The sequence below is a fragment of the Jatrophihabitans sp. genome (genome assembly GCF_036000465.1).
Taxonomy (GTDB): domain Bacteria; phylum Actinomycetota; class Actinomycetes; order Mycobacteriales; family Jatrophihabitantaceae; genus Jatrophihabitans.
This window is the reverse complement of the sequence record NZ_DASYFV010000047.1, coordinates 42,612-58,710: the sequence shown is the minus strand read 5'-3', so window position 1 is coordinate 58,710 and position 16,099 is coordinate 42,612. Positions and strand designations below refer to the sequence as shown.

The window sequence follows — 16,099 nt, the reverse complement described above, 5'->3', positions numbered from 1 at the left end:
TCAGCCGCGCGGTCGGATGGCCGGACGGACCGGGCGCCCGCGCAGCACGGCCTCGGGGCCGTCCTCGAGACCTCGCCGGTACGCCGGCAACGCCGCCGCGACGATCTCGATCGTGCGCGCGGTCGTCTCGGCGTCGTGCGCCGCCCCGACCACGAACGACGGCGCCAGGACGCCGCGCGAAACGATCTCCTGCAGGAACAGGGTGCGGAAGATCTGGCTCGGGGCGCCGGCGGCGTCGCGGGCGACGTAGACGAGGTTGCAGTCGCGTCCGGCCAGCTGGAGGTGGTCGGCCAGCCCGGCGTCGGCGATCACCTGCTCGAGGCCGGCACGCAGCTCGGCGCCGGTCTTCATCAGCCGCTCGGCGATCTGCTCGCGCTCGTAGGTCTCGATGACCGCCAGCATCGCCGCCAGCGCCCACGGCTCGGCCCCGGCGGTGAGCGAGACGAGGAAGACGCGGTCGACGTCGTCGACGAACCCGCCGAGCCGCATGACCTCGCGGCGCCCGGCCAGGGCGGACAGCGGGAAGCCGTTCGCCATCGCCTTGCCGAAGGTGCACAGGTCGGGCTTGATGCCGTGGATGAACTGGGCGCCGCGCTCGTGCCAGCGGAACCCGGTGATGATCTCGTCCAGGATCAGCAGGGCGCCGTTCTCGTCGCACAGGCGGCGCAGGGCGGCGAAGAAGCCGGGCGCGGGTGGCTCGATCGTCTCGGCCTCGAGGATGACCGCGGCGATCTTCCCGGGGTACTGCGCGAAGAGGCGGGCCAGGCTCTCGGGGTCGTTGTAGTCGAACTGGACGGTGCGCGACTCGATGTCGGTGGGGATGCCCGCTGCCATCGGTGTCGTGATCATGAACCAGTCGTGCACCGAGAGCATCGGGTGCTGGCGGCAGGCCGCGATCATGCCGCGGCCGGTGTAGGCGCGGGCGAGCTTGACCGCGCCGGTCGTGGTGTCCGAGCCGTTGAGCCCGAACTTGACCATCTCGGCGCTCGGGATCAGGTCGACGAGCCGCTCGGCCGCCTCGCGTTCGAGGACGTGCGGCCGGACGAAGTTGACGCCGTCGCCGATGCTGCGGCGCACGGCCTCGACGACCGGCTCGTAGCCGTGGCCGAGCGTGACCGAGCGCAGCCCGCTGCCGTACTCGATGTACTCGTTGCCGTCGATGTCGCGCACGTGGCAGCCCCAGCCGCGCTCGATGATCGGCGCCATGCCCTCGGGGTACTGGTCGTCGCCCTTGGCGTAGGTGTGCGCCCCGCCGGGGATGAGCCGCTTGACCGCCGCCGTGTGGGCCGTGGAGGCGGCGAACCGCTCGGCTGCGGGCGTGACGCCACCCTCGGAACTGCCCTCGTCCTCGGTCTTCACACCCACCCCGTTCGGATCATCTGACCGTGATCATATTTCCTCACGCCGCGGTTCGGGCGCGTGGTGACCGTCTTCGTGACGGATCCACGTCGCGGCGCCCTCGTCGAGGCACAGTTCGGCGTCGCACAGCGCGGCGGCGTCGGGGTCGTGCGTGGCGACGAGGACGGCCGCGCCCCGGTTGCTCTCGGCCCGCAGCAGGGCCATCACCAGCGCCCGGTTCGCGGCGTCCAGCTCGCTGGTCGGCTCGTCGGCGAGCACGATGGCGCCGCGCTCGGCCAGCCCGCGGGCGATGGCCAGGCGCTGCTGCTGGCCGCCGGACAGCTCCTCGACCAGCTGCCCGGACGATTCGGCCAGGCCGACGGAGGTGAGGGCGTCGCGGGCCGCCTCGCGCACGTGCCGGTGTCGCCGGTCGAGCAGTGGTAGTGCGACGTTCTCCTCGGCCGACAGCAGCCGCACCAGCGCGTTGCCCTGCGGGATGAGCACGACGTGCCGGGCGACGGCGTCGTCGCGGTCGCGCAGCGGCGTGCCGTCGAGCTCGACCGTGCCGCCCGCCGCCGGGTACAGGCCGGCGAGGGCCCCGAGCAGCGACGACTTCCCGGCGCCGGACGGGCCGGTGACGGCGACGAGGCGGCCCGGATGGAGGTCGAGGTCGAGCGGCTGGACGGCGACGGTGGCGCCGAAGTGCACGCTCAGGCCGCGGGCCCGCAGAGTGGTGGTCACGACCGGTCGCCGTCGATGCGTTCGAGCATGACCTCGCCGCCGGGCAGGCGCCTCACCCGCAACAGCGATCCAGCTGGCATACCTTCGAGTATGTCGGGCGGCAGCTGTAGGGATCCGTCGCGTCCGATCACGGCGAGCTCCTCGGTGCCGTGACCCTCGGAACCGATGCGACCGTCGCGAATGGTGATGCGGCGCGGCATCCGCGCCGCGACCTCCGGGTCGTGGGTGACGAGCAGGACGGTCGTGCCGATCTGCCGGTTGATGCGGGTGATCGCGTCGAGCACGTCGTCGCGGTGTTCGTGGTCGAGCTGGCTGGTCGGCTCGTCGGCCAGCAGCAGGCCGGGCAGCGCCGAGATCGCCACCGCCACCGCCACCGTCTGCAGCTGTCCCGGGGTCAGCTCGCGCAGCCGGCGACGGGCGTGCTCGACCATGCCGACGAGGTCGAGGATCGCGCGGGGTTCGGGCACGCTCTTGCCGAGCCGCACGGCCGCCGCCTGGGCGAACGCGACGTTCTGCTCCGGCGTCGCGTAGGGCAGCAGGTTGCGGGCCGCGCCCTGCAGCACGGTGCCGACCTCGGTGGCGCGCAGCGCGTCGCGCTCCTTCGGCTCGAGGTTGGACAGGTTGTGGGTGCCGACGCGCAGTCGCCCGGCGCTCGGCTGGTGCAGCCCGGCCAGCAGGGTGAGCATCGTCGACTTGCCCGAACCGGACGGGCCGAGCAGGGCGACCATCTGCCCGGCGGCGATGTCGAGGTCGACGCTCGTGAGGGCCACGACGTCGTTGCCCTCGACCCGGTAGATGTGCACGAGCTGGTGGGCCGAGACGGCGAGCCCGCCCGAGCGGAACTGGTCCTCGGCCACGATGTAGTCGTCGATGATCACGGTCATGCGCCGGCTCCCGCCAGATCCTGCGGCCGGGCCGAGCTCACCAGGCGACGCGCCAGCCCGACGCCGGCGGTGGCGAGCAGGACCGCCGTGACCGCGACGGCGGTGATCAGCCAGGCCGGGTCCAGCCCGAAGTTCTCGGGTAGGCGCACCGTGGCCGGGGTCGCGAAGATCGGGATGGCCGGCAGGGAGGTGCGGACCGCGATCAGGCCGGCGATCGTGCCGCCGGCGACGCCGAGCACCACGATGACGAGGAACTCGAGCAGACCGGCCCGGCGCAGCCGCCGGCGCGTCAGGCCGTTGAGTCGCATGGCGGCGAGGTCCTGCTGCCGCACGCGGCGGGTCGTCAGCACGACCAGGATCAGCAGGGCCACGCCGAGGACGGCGGCGATCGCCGCGACGACCAGCGTCAACCGGGCCGACCAGCCGGCCGCCGACTCGGAGTACACCGCGGCCGCCGCCGCGCTGCTCCGGCGGTCGAGGACCGTCACGCCGCGGGACTGCAGCGAGGCGACCAGTCGCCGCTCGCGGGCCGGGTCGTCACGCGCGAGCCAGACCGCCGGCGGCGCGGTCGGGTCGAGCCGCTGGGTCGAGCGGGCGGCGAGATCGAGGTCGACCAGCAGCGCGTCACCGACCTGGGGCACGAACGACACCTGCCCGCGCACCACGATCCGGCGGGTTGTGCCGTCGAGGGTCGCGGCGGTGGCGAACCCCAGCGCGTCGCGCGTCTGCGGCGCCGCACCGCTGAGCACCGCCGGCGCCGCCACCGGCACGTCGAGGTGCTGGGCAGTGGCCCCGGTGCCGTCGTCGACGGCGTGGAACTGCACGCCGGCGCCGTTGCCGGTGACGGTCAGCGACTCCTGCCCACCGCCGTCGGAGAGGTCCTTCACGGGAGTGGTCGACGCCCAGTCGGCCGCCGGACCGATCGAGGCCGGTGCGTCGGCGCGTAGCCCGGTGACGACGGCCGTGATGTCCAGGACGCTCTGGTCGAGCACGGGGCGGTTCAGCTGGAGCCCGGTGACCCGGCAGCCGTCGGCGCAGCCCACCGCCGCCGACTGGGTGAGGCCACCGACGCCCTGCGCCGGCAGCGGCGGGAACGTCACCTGATCGGCCCGGCCGTCGTGATGGGCGAGGTCGAGGATCAGGCCGACCGATGGCGGGGTCGACCCGTCGGGCCGGTTGACGACGGTCCAGTGCGCCGATGCGAGTTGGACGGTGATGCGCGACCCGGCGAGTGAGATCGCCGGGGCGAGGTGCGTCGGCCGCAGCCGGGCGAGGGTCGCCGAGGCCGGGGCCAGCGCCGGGCGGCCCCACGACGCGACGTGGCCGAACGACGCCGGGTCGATCGCCACCACCGGGACGGCGCCGACCCCCGGCGGCCGGACGACCACGACCGGCGTCGCGTATCGCCCGGTCGGGTCGGCCGCGCGCACCGCGCCGGCGAGGACCGCACCGCTCGACGTCGTCACGTCGAGCACCACGGGGGCGCCGGTCTCGGCCAGCGCCCGCTGACCGCGGTTCGTCGCCGCGACACCCCACTGCTGGCCGGCGAAGACGACGACGGCCGTCGCCACGCACAGCACGGTGACGGTGAAGCGTCCCCCCGAGCGGCGGGAGAGGCTGATCGCCGCGGTCGCCCGCCCGAGCTGCCCGCGCCACAGCGCGCGGCGGCCGACGACGCGTCCGCCGGTGACGACGAGACGGCTGAGCGCGAGCCCGATGAGCACCGCGAGGAAGGTGGGCGTCAGCGTCGACAGCACGTTCTTGCGATCGCCGCTGAGTGACACGACGAGCCCGGCGATCGCCGCGACCGCGACGCCCACCTCGGCCACCCCGACCCGGGCCGACGACACCCGCGTGGGCACCTGGCGCAGCATGTCCGAGATCGGCTGGACGCTCGCGCGGTACCCGATCACCGCGACGACGGCGAGCGTGACCGCGAGCGAGCCGACCGTCGCCGCCAGGACCGCCGGGCGCAGTTCGGGCCGGACGCCCGGCTCGAGCCAGACACGACAGGCCGTGAGGGTGAGCAGGTAGGCCGCGACGAAACCCGGGACGGCCGAGGCGACGGCCAGCCCGCCGATCTCGCGGACGAACACCCCGGCCGTGCGGCGCAGACCCTGACCCCGCAGCCGGGCGAGCGCGAGCTCGGGGCGCCGCTGGTCGGCCGCCGCCGCGGCCACCACCCCGAGCGCGATGAGGGCGAGCAGCGCGAGCTGGGCGGCGATGGCCAGCACGATCGTCCGGGCGTCGTGGCGGCCGGCGTCGACCTCGTCGAGCAGGTCGGGCAGCGCGGTCAGCACCGACGTGTGGCCGTTGCCGGCGGCCTGGACGGCGCCGAGCCGGGCCAGGGACTGACGCAGGCCCGCGACGTCGTCGAGCGTGATGCGGTCGGCCAGCAGCGGGACGTCGACCTGCGAGCGCGGCAGCGGTTCGGCGCCGGAGCTCGCGATCTGGTCGGCGAGGGCCGCGACGTAGTCACGGCTGCCGAAGAAGGTGTCGGCGAGGGTCGCGTCGCTGCTGACCGTGATGCCCGCGGCGGAGGAGTAGTGGGAGCCGAACCAGTAGCCGCCGTCGCCGCGGAACGGCCGGTACAGCCCGACGACGGACAGCTGCACCGCGACGGCGGCGCCGGTCGACGCCGACGGGACGGCCACCTTCAGGGTCTGCCCGACCTGCAGGTGCACGGCGCGCGCCGTCGACGCGCTGGCCACGACCTCGCGGTCGGCCGTCGGGCAGCGTCCGGAGGTCAGGGTCAGGTGCCGGCAGACGTTGTCGCGGTAGGTGATGGTCGTCGACAGCCGGAACCGGTTGCCTGCCGTGCCGCCGCCGGTGAAGTCGGCCCCGACGTCGGTGGCGCCGACGGCGGGCCCGAAGAGCCGGGCCGCCGGTCCGGTCGGGGTCACGTCGGCCGTCGGCGTGTTCAGGGGGACGTCGATGCTGAGCCCGCGGCTGATCGGGTCGGCGTGGACCAGGGTGGAGCGCAGGGTCGCCTGTTCGACCGCCCGCTCGTAGAACGGGCCCATGGCGCAGGCCGTCACGGTCAACATCGCGAGGAGGAACAGGACCAGGCTCTGGCCGCGCCGGAAGTTACGGCGGCCGCGGGACAGCCCCCGCACGCTCAACGCCCCGACCGCCGGTCGGCGGTCTGGCGGGCGGGCGGCATTGATCGACCCTAACCACCGGCGTCCGCGATCAAGGTCAAGAATTCGCCACGATTCCGACCCGGTTCGCGGTCAGAGCAGCGGGGCGAGCAGACCGGGGAAGCGGGCCTCGAGCTCGTCGCGGCGCAGGGTGATGGTGCGCTGCCGGCCGGCCGGCTCGTTGCGGATCAGCCCGGATTCGCGCAGCGTCTTGAGGTGGTGCGAGAACGTGGACTTCGGGACGTCGGGGTCCACGGTGTGGCACTGGGCCACGGTCTGCGGGCCCTTGGCGGCGAGCTGGCGGACGAGGTCGAGGCGCGCCGGGTCGCTCAGCGCGAACAGCACCGTCGTCAGCTCGATGCCGGCGAGGTCGGGGTGATCGAACGTCCGCGCAGTGGTCGCCATCACAGTTCGACTTTCTTGGAACGATTGGTGGGGTGGTCCGGTTCAACCATTCGATGCAACTCGAACGGTACGACGATCGGAGCCCGCTATGACCACAGTGCTCGAGACGTCACAGTCGACGCCCACCGGCACCCGCACGCTGCCCCGCGCGGCCGCCTTCTGGCTGGTCGCGGCGACGACGGCTGGGCTCCTCGCGGCGTCCAGCGCACCGAGCCCGCTCTACCCGGTCCTCCAGCGGGAGTTCGGGTTCTCCAGCCTGACCCTCACCGCCATCTTCGCCGTTTACGTGCTGGCGCTGTTGATCAGCCTGCTGACGGTCGGGCGGCTCTCCGACTTCGTGGGACGCCGGCCGGTGCTCGCCGGGGCGCTCGTCGTCGAGGCGGCGTCGATGGCGCTGTTCCTCGGCGCCGACGGCGTCGGCTGGCTCGTCGCGGCCCGCGTCGTCCAGGGCTTGGCGACCGGCGCCGCCGTCGGCGTGCTCGGCGCCTACCTGCTCGATCTCCAGCCCGGGGACGGCTCGCGGCTGGGCTCGCTGGTCAACAGCGTGGCGCCGACCTCGGGGCTCGGGCTCGGCGCGATCGTCACCGGCCTCCTCGTGCAGTACGCCCCGCACCCGACGCGCCTCGTCTTCGCGATCCTGACCGGGCTGTTCGTCCTGCTGGCACTGCTCGTGGCGGCCCTGCCCGAGACCGTGCGCCGCGAGCCGGGGGCGCTCGCCGCCCTGCGCCCGAAGGTGGCCGTGCCGCCGCGGGCCCGGCGGGCCTTCGCCGCGGCCGTCCCGACCATGGTCTCCACCTGGGCGCTCGGTGGCCTGATGCTCTCCGTCGGGGGATCGCTGCTCGGCGCCGTCTTCGGGGTCACCGACCACGCCGCCGTCGGTCTGGTCATCGGGCTGTTCGCGGCCTCGGGCGCCGCCGCTGCGCTGGCCACGCGCGACCTGCAGCCCGCGCCGATGACCCGGCTCGGCACCGTCGCGCTCGTCGCCGGCGTCGCGCTGTTCATCGTCGCTCTGGCGGTCACGTCGCTGACCGTGTTCGTGGTCGCCGCGCTCGTCGCCGGGGCCGGCTTCGGGTCGGCGTTCCTCGGCGCGCTGCGCTCGCTGACCCAGCTCGCCGAGCCGCACGAGCGGGCCGCCCTGCTGTCGGCCGTCTACGTCGTCAGCTACATCGCCTTCAGCGTCCCGGCCGTCGTCGCCGGCCTGCTGATCACCCACGAGGGGCTGCGCGACACCTCGCTGGGCTACGGCGCGTTCGTCGCCGTGACCGCCCTGATCGCGGCGTACCTCGCCCGTCAGACGACCATCCAGGAGAGCACCGCCGTCGACTGAAGGTAGACGAGCAGGCACATGAAGACGACGAACGCGACGCTCCACCCCAAGACCTTGCGGAAGATGTCGCCCTCGCGGTCCTGAAGGCCGACCGCGCCGGCGGCGATCGCGAGGTTCTGCGGCGAGATCATCTTGCCCAGGACGCCGCCGGACGAGTTGGCCGCGGCGAGCAGGGTGGGCGACAGGTGCGCGTGCGCGCCGGCGGCCACCTGCAGGGCGCCGAACAGGGTGTTGGACGAGGTGTCCGAGCCGGTGACGGCAGTGCCGAGCCAGCCCAGGATCGGCGACAGCAGCGCGAACGCCCCGCCGGCCCCGGCCAGCCAGAGCCCGAGCGTGACGGTCTCGCCGGCGTTGTTCATGACGAAGCCGAGCGCGAGCACGGCCATCACCGTCACGATCGCGATCTTGAGCTGGTTGAGGCTGCTCAGATAGGTGCGCAGCGCCCGGGCCGGCCCGACGCCCAGCGCGATCATGGTCAGGATGCCCGAGAGCAGCAGCAGCGTGCCGGCCGCCGACAGGTAGTTGAGCTTGAACGTCGTCGCGACCGCCTTGCCGGCCGGATTGGTGATGTGCAGGCCGGGCCAGTTGACGATGTGGGTGACCGACTCGAGGCCGGTGCCCTTCTGCCCCGGCTTCTTCGGTGCGACGCCGGCGATGGCCGAGACGCGGGTGGCGATCACGAAGACGATCACGATGATCAGGTAGGGCGAGTACGCCCGCAGGATCTCGATCGGACGGTCGCGGACCTCGGTCTCGGTACGGGTGGCGGTGGCGACGGCCCCGCCACCGTTCGGCGCGGCCGTGCGGCTCGGTGCCGCGCCGCCACCGCGCACAGGCTCGTCGTCGGGCTCGTCCTCGACGTAGTTCTCCTTCGGGTGCCACACGCGGGTGAACAGCAGCACCGCCAGGGCCGACGCGAGCGAGGCGACGATGTCGGTGAGCGGGATCGACCAGAAGTTCGACGCGAGGTACTGGAAGGCGCCGAACACCAGCCCGCACAGCAGCGCCGCCGGCCACACCTGGCGCAGCCCGCGCCGGCCGTCGACGATGAACACGAGCGCCAGCGGGACGAGGACCGACAGGACGGGCGTCTGGCGTCCGACCATCGAGCCGAGGTCGTTCAGCGGCAGTTTGGTGACGGCCGCGAGCGTGGTGATCGGCACCGCGAGCGCGCCGAACGCGACCGGTGCGGTGTTGGCGACCAGTGCGACCGTCGCCGCCTTGATCGGCCGGAAGCCCAGGGCGATGAGCATGACCGAGCTGATCGCGACCGGCGTGCCGAAGCCGGCCAGGGCCTCCATCAGCGCGCCGAAGCAGAACGCGATGATGATCGCCTGGATGCGCTGGTCGTCGCTGATCGAGGCGAACGACCGGCGCAGCACGTCGAAGTGACCGGTCTGCACGCTGAGGTTGTAGATCCAGATCGCATTGACGACGATCCACATGATCGGGAAGAAGCCGAACGCGGCGCCGAGCAGGCCGCTGTTCAGCGCGTCCCCGATCGGCATCGAGTACGCCGTCACCGCGACGACGATCGCGACGGCCAGCCCGATGATCGACGCCAGCCAGGCCCGCATGCGCAGCACGCCGAGGAGCACGAACAGCACGATCAGCGGCAGCGCCGCGACGACGGACGAGACGCCCAGGGAATGGCCGATCGGGTCGGGGACCTGCTGGTACTCGGCAAGGATCATGACTTGATCTTCGCGAACCGGACAGGTCCTGACAACCCGGGCGTGACTCCGCCGGCGCCGCAGTCGGTCCCGCCGAAGACGTCGATGAGGTCGAGCGCCGGGGAGCGCGCGGGGGGCCCCACCCTTCTCCCCGGATCTGTACTACGCCGAACTACAACCCTGGGGCGCATCCCAGCGCCCGTTTCGGTGCGACCAGGTCGTAGACCGTCGAGGGTGCGGTGCGGCCACGGGGTTCACGAGCCGCTCGTGGTGGCGTGCGTGGTGCCGCCGGTGGTGCTGACCGTCGTCCCGCTGTTCGAACTGTTGTTGCTCGTCGCTGTCGTGGTACGGGTCGTGCCCGAGGTGTTGGTCGACGTCGTGGCCGTCGACGCCGCGCTGTTGCAGGCGGTGAGTGCCACGGTGCCGGCGAGCGAGGCCGCGACGAGCACGATCGTCGTGGCGCGCACCTTGCGGTCGCCGATCTCGCGCAGGTTACGGGTGGGGGCGGTGGTCCTCGGGGCCGATGTCGTTGTCATGCATCCAGGTTCGCCGCCGCGCCTGTCGTGGCGTTGTCGTGATTCTGTCGAAACCCTATGAGCCCGAACGGATCGGCAGATGCACGACGAACGCGGTCCGGCCCGGCCGGCTGGTCACCTGCACCGAGCCACGGTGCGCCTCGACGATGGCCCGGACGATGGCCAGCCCGAGACCGGTGCTGCCGGCCTCCCGGCTGCGCGACGACTCACCGCGCGCGAACCGCTCGAACACCGTCGGCAGCACGTCGGCGGGGATGCCGGGCCCGTCGTCGCGGATCGTCACGACCGCCGTGCCGGGCGAGCCGGTGCCGAGGTCGGCGGTCACGGTCGTGCCGGCCGGCGTGTGGACGCGGGCGTTGGCGAGCAGGTTGGCGAACACCTGGTGCAGGCCGTCGCGGTCGCCGGTCACCATGACCGGGTCGTCGGGCAGGTTCATCCGCCACTGGTGGTCCGGGCCGCTCGCGGTGGCGTCACTGACGACGTCGAGCAGCAGGTGGGTGAGGTCGACCGGCTCGGCGGCGAGTTCGCGACCGGCGTCGAGCCGGGCGAGCAGCAGCAGGTCCTCGACCATCGTCGTCATCCGGGCCGCCTCGGACTCCACCCGTTGCATCGCGTACGCGATCTCGGGCGGCGCGTCGTCGCGCACCCGGCGGGTCAGCTCGGCGTAGCCGCGGATCGCGGTGAGCGGGGTGCGCAGTTCGTGGCTCGCGTCGGCGACGAAGCGACGCACCTTGGTCTCGCTCTCGTGCCGCGCGGTGAGCGCAAGGGTCACGTGGTCGAGCAGCCGGTTCACCGATCCGGCGACCTGGCCGACCTCGGTGCGGTCGTCGACGGTGTGCTGGTCGATGCGCTCCTCGATCGCGACCTCGCCCTCGGACAGCGGCAGCCCGCTGACCCGCTCGGCCGTCTCGGCGACGTGCTGCAGCGGGCGCAGGGTGCGCCGCACGATGACGATGCCGACGACGGTCGCGAGCACGATCGCGCCACCGGCCACCGCGAGTTCGATGGCGATCAGGCGGTAGACGACCCGTTCGACGTCGTTCAGCGGGAGGCCGGTCACGATGATGTCGCCGTCGGCGGTGCGGGCGGCCATGACGCGGAACTCCCCGAGGGAGCCGACCTGCAGGGTATGGGGTCTCCGGTCCACCGGGACGGCCAGCAACGACCTGACCGACGACGACGAGACGGTCCGGATCGACCCGTCGTCGTCCAGGACTCCGGCCTGATCGACCTTGCCCTGCTTGATGCGCGCGCCGAGTGTGCCGATGGCCTGGCCCGGCTGCAGCAGGAACTGCGCGCCCTTGGGGTCGTTGCGGTCGCCGCCGTCGGACGGGCGGTCGCCGGCCTGGAACGACCGGCCGCCCGCTGCGGTGAGCGAGGCGTCCAACCGTCCGACGAGGAACCCGCGCAACGCGTACACGGTGACGACACCGATCGTCACCGAGACGAGCGCGAGCAGCGTCACCAGGACGATGATCAGCCGCGCCCGCAGCGACCGCCGCCTCCGGCGGGGTACCTCACTCACTCGGCTTCAACACGACTCACTCGGCTTCAACACGTAACCCACCCCGCGCACCGTGTGGATCATCGGGGTTCGACCGGCGTCGACCTTGCGGCGCACGTAGGAGATGTAGAGCTCGACGACGTTGGTCTGGCCACCGAAGTCGTAGTGCCACACGCGCTCGAGGATCTGCCCCTTCGACAGGACTCGCCGCGGGTTCTGCATCAGGTAGCGCAGCACCTCGAACTCGGTGGCGGTGAGCTCGACCGGGTCACCGCCGCGGGTCACCTCGCGGCTGTCCTCGTCGAGGGTCAGGTCGCCGACGGTGATCAGGCTGTCGTCGCGCGCCGTCGCCGCACCGACGCGGCGCAGCATCCCGCGCACCCGTGCGACGACCTCCTCGAGGCTGAAGGGCTTGGTGACGTAGTCGTCGGCGCCGGCGGTGATCCCGGCGATGCGATCGTCGACGGCGTCGCGGGCCGACAGGAACAGCACCGGCGCCTCGACCGTCTCGGCCCGCATGCGCTTGAGCACCTCGAGCCCGTCGAAACCGGGCAGCATCACGTCGAGCACGGCGACGTCGGGACGGTACTCCCGCGCGGCCCGGACGGCGTCCGGACCGTTCGCCGCGGTGCGGACGTCCCACCCCTCGTACTTGAATGCCATCGAGAGCAGCTGCGAGAGCGTGTCCTCGTCCTCGACGACGAGGACACGCATGGGCGAGCCGTCGGCGCGGCTCAACTGTGCTCGCTCGGTCATCCCGGCTCCGTAGGGCGGCTCGACGGTCCTTCGCGAGTCGACCCTAACGACGTGGCTCGCGGGCAGCGACGAGGCGCTGTGGTCGGTGGCTCCGGTGCTCATGCCCTCGACGGTGCCGGGCGTCCCGATCGGAGCTCTGTCGGCCGCCTATCAGAATCCTATGAATCGGTCCCCGGCCCATTCATAGGCTTATGACAGGAACACGCACGGGTCTCGATAGGGACGACCGGAAAGGTTCTCGGTATGACAACGACGAAGCATCCCCACACCGCGCCGCGGCGCCGGCGCAGCAACCTGCGTGAGATCGGTGATCGCCGGGTCCGCGTCGCCACGGCCGTCGTCGCTGCCGCCTCCGTGGCCGGCACGGTCGGCCTGACCGCCTACACGCTCTCGACCGCGCCCTCGGCGTCGCCCAAGCCGGCGACGCGCACCGTGCCCAACCCGGCGGCCGCGAAGGCGGCGGCCCGGGCCGCGGCGGCCGCGCAGGCCAGCGCGGCCAGGGCGGCGGCGGCCAGGGCAGCGGCGGCGGCGGCCTCGGAGGCCGAGAGCGCGGCGGCGAAGGCCGCGGCGGCCAAGGCCGCAGCCGCGGCGAACGCGGCGGCGGTCCGGGCGGCCGCGGCCCAGGCTGCCGCGGCGGCGCAGGCCGCCAACAACAACACGTCGGTGTCGAGCAGCAGCGGCGGCGGCCAGGCCACGACGGGTGGATCATGACCACCATGCTCGATCTCGACCGCTTCGGCGGCCCGCTCGAGACCGTGCGCGTCGCCGACGACACGGTCGAGTGGTCGGTCTGGAGCACCACCGCGCGCTTGGTCGTGACCGACCCGGCGGCGTTGCCCGAGGCCTACGAGCGGGCGCGCGAGTGCCTGCGTGACGTCGACGCCGCCGCGAGCCGCTTCCGGGACGACTCCGAACTCGTCCGGCTCGACGAAGCGGGCGGTGCGCCCGTCGCGGTGTCGTGGCTGCTCAAGGACCTGCTGACCGTCGCCCTCGACGCGGCCCGTTTCACCGACGGCGACGTCGACCCGACGCTCGGCAACGGCATGCGCGACATCGGCTACGACCGCGACTTCTCGCGGCTGGCCACCGGGCCGGCCGCGATCCGGCTGCCGTTCGCGTCGGTCTCGCCCGCCACCGGACGCATCGCGGTCGACCGGCGCGCGAGCTGGCGCGACATCGTGCTGACCGACGAGACCGTGACGGTGCCGGCCGAGCTGCGCCTCGACCTCGGCGCCACCGCGAAGGCCTTCACCTCGGACCTCATCGCCCGCGTCGTCGCCGACGAGCTCGACAGCGGCGTGCTCGTCAGCCTCGGCGGCGACATCGCGACCGCCGGCCCCGGGCCCGACAGCGGCTGGCGCATCCTCGTCAGCGACGGCCCCGGCGAGCCCGAGTGCGCGATCGCGCTGCCGGCCGGCTCGGCCGTCGCGTCGTCGAGCACGATCAGGCGCCGCTGGGCGCACGACGGTGCGCAGATGCACCACATCATCGACCCGCACACCGGCCGGCCGGCCGAGCCGGTGTGGCGAACCGTCACGGTGGCCGCCTCGAGCTGCGTCATGGCCAACACCCTGACCACGGCGGCGATCGTCCGCGGAGCGGCGGCCAAGCCGTGGCTCGGGACCCAGAGCCTGCCCGCGCGCCTCGTCGCGCAGGACGGCAGCGTGTCCGTGCTCGGGGGCTGGCCCGCCGATGCGGCGAGGGTGTAGGCGTCGGCCATGTCGACCACGCTCGCGGCGAGCGCATTCAGCAGCAACCCGCTCTGGTACACCACGCGCAGCACGGCCGTGGTCGGCTTCGTGCTGCTGACGATCGGCGCCGTCCTCGGCGTCGCCTCCACGCAGCGCACGCTCGCTTCCCGCGCGTGGCCCCGTTTCGCCACGCAGGCCCTGCACCGCAACGTGAACGTGCTCGGCCTGCTGTTCATCCTCGTGCACATCATCACGACCGTCGCCGACTCCTACGTGAACGTCAGTGCGGCCTCGGCCGTCGTGCCAGGAGCGTCCAGCTACAAGAGCCTCGACGTCACGCTCGGCACGCTGGCCTTCGACATCTTCCTGATCGTCGCGGTCACCGGCTTCCTCCGCGTGCGGATGAAGGAACCGGTCTGGCGCTGGATCCACCTGCTGTCCTACCTGGCCTGGCCGCTGTCGATGATCCACTTCATCAGCACCGGAACCGATGGTGCGAGCGGCAAGTGGGGGTTCTGGCTGGCCGTGCTCGCCACCTTCGCCGTCGCGGCCGCCGCCGTGCTGCGGATCGTCACGCCGAACGGCCCGCAGGGGCCGGCCCGGAGCGTGGCGTGATGACTAACCCGTGGACGCACCGGCTGCTGGCCGGGCTCGAGGGCAGCGGGTCGCTCTCGGCCGGCGACCATACCTCAGTGCATGGTGCGCTGCCGGCGGGCGCGACCCGCAAGGGCGGCGACCTCGCACTGATCCGCGAGATCGACGCGAGCGGCCTGCTCGGCCGCGGGGGTGCCGGCTTCCCGGCCGGGCGCAAGGTGCGCACGGTCGCCGCCGGCAAGCGTCCGGTCGTCGTGGCGAACGGAGCCGAGGGCGAGCCGGCGAGCGGCAAGGACGTGCTGCTCATGACCCGCAACCCGCACCTGGTGCTCGACGGACTCGCCGTCGCGGCCCGTGCGGTCGGTGCGGCCGAACTCCACCTCGCGCTGCACCGGGGCAGCGCGGCGCGGGCCACGATGACCGCCGCCTTGCGGGAACGGCGCGACCTCGACGTCACGATCCACGAGCTGCCCGGCCGGTACGTGGCCAGTGAGGCGTCGGCCGTCGTCCACTTCATCAACGGCGGTGACGCCAAGCCGATGTTCCGCTACCCCGAGGTCTACGAACGCGGCGTGGGTGGCCGGCCGACGCTCGTGCACAACGTCGAGACGCTGGCGCACCTCGCGCTGATCGGGCGTCACGGCTCGGAGTGGTTCCGCTCGGTCGGCGACGTCGACGAGCCCGGCACGATGCTGCTCACCGTCACCACACCCCGCGGTGCGACGGTCGCCGAGACCGTCACCGGCACGACCGTGGGCACGGTGCTCGATGCGGTCGGTCACACCTTCGCCACCTCCGGCGCGGTGCTCATCGGGGGCTACTTCGGCACCTGGGTCTCGCGGGAGCAGGCCTGGCACCTTCCCCTCACGCACTACGCACTCAAGGCGATCGGGGGTGGCCTCGGTGCCGGCATCCTGGTCGCGCTGCCGGCCGACGGCGTGTGCGGGCTGGCCGAGGCGGCGCGTGTGGCCGACTACCTCGCCCGCGAGAACGCCGGCCAGTGCGGGCCGTGCTTCAACGGGCTGCCGGCCCTCGCCGGCGGGCTGACCGCGCTGGCCACGAAGGGACACGTCGAGCCGGCCATGAGCCGCTGGCTGTCGGTCGTGCCGGGGCGCGGGGCGTGTGCCCACCCCGACGGTGCGACCCGCATGATCGCGAGCGCGCTGGCGACCTTCGCCGGCGAGGCCGACCGGCACGCCACCCGCGGTCCGTGCGCCGACGCGCACCGGCCACCCCTGCTGCCCGTGCCCGCGACGACGACCGACTGGAGGTGACGAGATGCGCATCCGCGTCAACCCGATCACCTGCGAGGCGCACGGCCTGTGCGCCGAGATGCTGCCGGAATGGATCCAGCTCGACGAGTGGGGGTACCCGATCCTCGACGGCCCGGAACTGCCCGAGCAACTGGCCGCGCACGCCCGCCGTGCCGCTGCCGCCTGCCCGACCCTGGCCGTCCTGCTCACCAAGGAGTAGTGGGGTCTTTGGTCACTACGCGTCGGTAGCCGTGCGA

At 73.0% G+C, this 16,099-nt stretch carries 15 protein-coding genes; 6 read left to right on the top strand and 9 right to left on the bottom strand.

Translation table 11 applies throughout. From position 1 onward, the window contains the following. The 5 genes from VGN18_RS15815 to VGN18_RS15795 form a co-directional block, all read right to left on the bottom strand. Complete coding sequence (locus VGN18_RS15815) at window positions 1-1,359, bottom strand: glutamate-1-semialdehyde 2,1-aminomutase (protein ID WP_327540670.1); 1,359 nt, start codon at window positions 1,357-1,359, stop codon at window positions 1-3. 30 nt (window positions 1,360-1,389) lie between these two features. Beyond that, entirely contained in the window at window positions 1,390-2,079 is a 690-nt protein-coding gene (locus tag VGN18_RS15810) for an ABC transporter ATP-binding protein (protein ID WP_327540669.1), read from the bottom strand. After that, a complete protein-coding gene (locus tag VGN18_RS15805) occupies window positions 2,076-2,963 on the bottom strand; it encodes an ABC transporter ATP-binding protein (protein ID WP_327540668.1) in 888 nt (295 codons plus the stop codon). The genes VGN18_RS15810 and VGN18_RS15805 overlap by 4 nt, the downstream gene beginning before the upstream one ends. Next, complete coding sequence (locus VGN18_RS15800) at window positions 2,960-6,079, bottom strand: FtsX-like permease family protein (protein WP_327540667.1); 3,120 nt, start codon at window positions 6,077-6,079, stop codon at window positions 2,960-2,962. Before VGN18_RS15800 ends, VGN18_RS15805 begins: the two co-directional genes overlap by 4 nt. A gap of 117 nt (window positions 6,080-6,196) precedes the next feature. Beyond that, the gene (locus VGN18_RS15795; protein WP_327540666.1) at window positions 6,197-6,508 is read right to left on the bottom strand and encodes an ArsR/SmtB family transcription factor; all 312 of its coding nucleotides are present in this window, start codon (window positions 6,506-6,508) and stop codon (window positions 6,197-6,199) included. Between the two features lie 88 nt (window positions 6,509-6,596). On the opposite strand from VGN18_RS15795, the gene VGN18_RS15790 reads away from it, so the two are divergent. Further along, entirely contained in the window at window positions 6,597-7,835 is a 1,239-nt protein-coding gene (locus VGN18_RS15790; RefSeq protein WP_327540665.1) for an MFS transporter, read from the top strand. Here VGN18_RS15790 and VGN18_RS15785 read toward each other — a convergent pair. The 4 genes from VGN18_RS15785 to VGN18_RS15770 all read right to left on the bottom strand — a co-directional run bounded on the left by VGN18_RS15785 (window position 7,799) and on the right by VGN18_RS15770 (window position 12,304). Next, entirely contained in the window at window positions 7,799-9,529 is a 1,731-nt protein-coding gene (locus tag VGN18_RS15785; RefSeq protein WP_327540664.1) for an L-lactate permease, read from the bottom strand. The genes VGN18_RS15790 and VGN18_RS15785 overlap by 37 nt on opposite strands. 233 nt (window positions 9,530-9,762) lie before the next feature. Next, on the bottom strand, window positions 9,763-10,044 hold the full coding sequence (locus VGN18_RS15780) for a hypothetical protein (protein WP_327540663.1): 282 nt from the start codon (window positions 10,042-10,044) through the stop codon (window positions 9,763-9,765). Window positions 10,045-10,099: 55 nt separating this feature from the next. Next, a complete protein-coding gene (locus tag VGN18_RS15775; protein ID WP_327540662.1) occupies window positions 10,100-11,569 on the bottom strand; it encodes a sensor histidine kinase in 1,470 nt (489 codons plus the stop codon). A 6-nt stretch (window positions 11,570-11,575) separates the two neighbouring features. Further along, complete coding sequence (locus VGN18_RS15770) at window positions 11,576-12,304, bottom strand: response regulator transcription factor (protein ID WP_327540661.1); 729 nt, start codon at window positions 12,302-12,304, stop codon at window positions 11,576-11,578. A 243-nt stretch (window positions 12,305-12,547) separates the two neighbouring features. Here VGN18_RS15770 and VGN18_RS15765 point away from each other — a divergent pair, with 243 nt between their 5' ends. The 5 genes from VGN18_RS15765 to VGN18_RS15745 are packed head-to-tail and all read left to right on the top strand — an operon-like array spanning window position 12,548 to window position 16,062. Continuing rightward, window positions 12,548-13,015 carry a hypothetical protein gene (locus VGN18_RS15765; protein WP_327540660.1) on the top strand — a complete coding sequence of 156 codons (468 nt, stop codon included), beginning with the start codon at window positions 12,548-12,550 and terminating at the stop codon, window positions 13,013-13,015. Beyond that, window positions 13,012-14,013, top strand: a complete 1,002-nt coding sequence (locus VGN18_RS15760) for an FAD:protein FMN transferase (protein ID WP_327540659.1) — start codon at window positions 13,012-13,014, stop codon at window positions 14,011-14,013. The genes VGN18_RS15765 and VGN18_RS15760 overlap by 4 nt, the downstream gene beginning before the upstream one ends. A 9-nt stretch (window positions 14,014-14,022) precedes the next feature. Further along, on the top strand, window positions 14,023-14,610 hold the full coding sequence (locus tag VGN18_RS15755; protein ID WP_327540658.1) for a hypothetical protein: 588 nt from the start codon (window positions 14,023-14,025) through the stop codon (window positions 14,608-14,610). Next, complete coding sequence (locus VGN18_RS15750) at window positions 14,610-15,863, top strand: NADH-ubiquinone oxidoreductase-F iron-sulfur binding region domain-containing protein (protein ID WP_327540657.1); 1,254 nt, start codon at window positions 14,610-14,612, stop codon at window positions 15,861-15,863. Before VGN18_RS15755 ends, VGN18_RS15750 begins: the two co-directional genes overlap by 1 nt. Before the next feature lie 4 nt (window positions 15,864-15,867). Further along, window positions 15,868-16,062, top strand: a complete 195-nt coding sequence (locus tag VGN18_RS15745; RefSeq protein WP_327540656.1) for a ferredoxin — start codon at window positions 15,868-15,870, stop codon at window positions 16,060-16,062. The last annotated feature ends 37 nt before the right edge of the window (window positions 16,063-16,099 follow it).

Coding starts and splice junctions, on each gene's coding strand:
- VGN18_RS15805 (WP_327540668.1), bottom strand. CDS start 2,963: ATGACCGTGATCATCGACGACTACATCGTGGCCGAGGACCAGTTCCGC.
- VGN18_RS15795 (WP_327540666.1), bottom strand. CDS start 6,508: ATGGCGACCACTGCGCGGACGTTCGATCACCCCGACCTCGCCGGCATC.
- VGN18_RS15790 (WP_327540665.1), top strand. CDS start 6,597: ATGACCACAGTGCTCGAGACGTCACAGTCGACGCCCACCGGCACCCGC.
- VGN18_RS15785 (WP_327540664.1), bottom strand. CDS start 9,529: ATGATCCTTGCCGAGTACCAGCAGGTCCCCGACCCGATCGGCCATTCC.
- VGN18_RS15780 (WP_327540663.1), bottom strand. CDS start 10,044: ATGACAACGACATCGGCCCCGAGGACCACCGCCCCCACCCGTAACCTG.
- VGN18_RS15770 (WP_327540661.1), bottom strand. CDS start 12,304: ATGACCGAGCGAGCACAGTTGAGCCGCGCCGACGGCTCGCCCATGCGT.
- VGN18_RS15765 (WP_327540660.1), top strand. CDS start 12,548: ATGACAACGACGAAGCATCCCCACACCGCGCCGCGGCGCCGGCGCAGC.
- VGN18_RS15760 (WP_327540659.1), top strand. CDS start 13,012: ATGACCACCATGCTCGATCTCGACCGCTTCGGCGGCCCGCTCGAGACC.
- VGN18_RS15755 (WP_327540658.1), top strand. CDS start 14,023: ATGTCGACCACGCTCGCGGCGAGCGCATTCAGCAGCAACCCGCTCTGG.
- VGN18_RS15750 (WP_327540657.1), top strand. CDS start 14,610: ATGACTAACCCGTGGACGCACCGGCTGCTGGCCGGGCTCGAGGGCAGC.
- VGN18_RS15745 (WP_327540656.1), top strand. CDS start 15,868: ATGCGCATCCGCGTCAACCCGATCACCTGCGAGGCGCACGGCCTGTGC.